Origin of the sequence: Mesobacillus sp., from assembly GCF_049588175.1 — a bacterium.
Taxonomy (GTDB): Bacteria; Bacillota; Bacilli; order Bacillales; family Cytobacillaceae; genus Mesobacillus.
Genome location: NZ_JBAVFI010000170.1, coordinates 1 through 1,545, shown reverse-complemented (window position 1 = coordinate 1,545; position 1,545 = coordinate 1). Strand labels below are relative to the sequence as shown.

Here is a 1,545-nt window from a genome sequence, read left to right as displayed (position 1 = left end):
TTTTATGCCCATCTGACTTAGGGTTTCTAGAACCTTCCGAACGTTTCGGAAGGGCAAGCATGAATGTTTAAAGCTTAATAAGTAGTCTTCCAGTAGTTCTTCCCAGGTTAAACTCGTTAATTTCATTTCCTGTAAAAGCTGACTGTATACCAGGTCCTTCCATACATAACCGCGGCAATCCAGTTCTATAAATCTATTAATGAACTGCTGTTTGTCTATTAAACTCAATTCCTTTATATAACGCTCGTACTGGTCGTTGATGAATTTTACCAGGGAGGTGTTGCGGTCGAGCAGGGTCCCGTCGAGATCGAAGAATACTGCTTTGATTTCTGGCATATTGTTCACCCCTCATATGTAAAAGAACAGACCCTGGGGCCTGTTCTAATTTTACCTTATTTTAGAAATGCATTATAGTATCGAGTCATCGCTACTGCAAAGTCTCCGCGTGTATTTTTTACAGATGGGCTGAAGGTTGCTGTCACCTTCGGCTTTAGATCATATGGTCCTTGCGTTACGGCAAATTTCGCGTTAAGAATGTTCAGGTCTAACGCGAGCTGGACATAGCCTTTGAGCTGAGCCGGAACTTCGGCTGCATCGGCAATTGCGATTCTTTCATCGTTATACTGGACGGTTAGCTGCCCATCAAATTCCTGGGCTTCTTTTTGCATGCCTAGAGCCTGAACTAAGGAATAAGCCAACTCTGCGCGAGTAACGCCATCTTTAGGGGCAAACTTGCCGGCTGCTTTTGGGAGGATGACTCCGTTCTGGATGTGCTGCTGGTCCCGAAAGGCCGCTCCTTTTGCAGTTACAGCTTCAACAAATGGAAGGTCTTCGCTCAGGATGTCTGTGAAGCTCGGAGCCTTCGGAAGTGATTGCTTGATTTCAGCTCCCATGACTAAATATTTTGCCAGTTCCGCTCTTGTTAAAAGTGCATCCGGCTTAAAAGCGCCATTTGAATACCCGTCGAATAATCGTTCACTTACGCCGATTTTAATCGCTTCAGCTGCTGGGTGATTCGTGATATCATTCAGACCTGTAAAACCACTTACCTTCGTTAACGCAAGCTCTCCCTGTACTGTTTCAGGAAGGCCGACTCCGATTGGATTGGTATCATTACCGCGAATCCCCCTTATTTCCGCTTTCCAGGTTCCAGGGACCGGAGATGTCACGGAAACCGTGCGATCATAATAGAGCGGGAACAGCAGGCTCACTCCAGAGCTGTACTCTGTCCCGTCAGGTGCAATCAAGACAAGGTTAATTGGATTGCCCGTCTGGCCCATCACTCCTGCTCCATCTACTTTAGCTGCAAGACTGGACATGCCTTCTTCAACCGTAAATTCATACTGATTGTCGGAAACAAATGTTAATGGGTTATAGCTCACTGAAAATTCCTTGCGTTCCGTTGTCGATTTAACATTGCTATTAAAGGTTTGTGTTGCGTTTACTGTTTTACCATAAACAGTTTCGTTAAAGACTTTGTCAATGGCAGCATATGCATTGACGTAGCCTGAACCCACTTCCCACGTTTCATAGCCTGGCATATTC

General features: G+C 45.4%; 2 protein-coding genes. Both read right to left on the bottom strand.

What is annotated here, in order from left to right:
- Positions 1–336 (bottom strand): HAD family hydrolase (locus tag WB217_RS04040; RefSeq protein ID WP_423990874.1); only part of this gene is annotated, 336 nt, incomplete at its 3' end.
- Between the two features lie 56 nt (positions 337–392).
- A partial coding sequence (locus tag WB217_RS04035; RefSeq protein ID WP_423990872.1) for an S-layer homology domain-containing protein occupies positions 393–1,545 on the bottom strand: 1,153 nt, incomplete at its 5' end.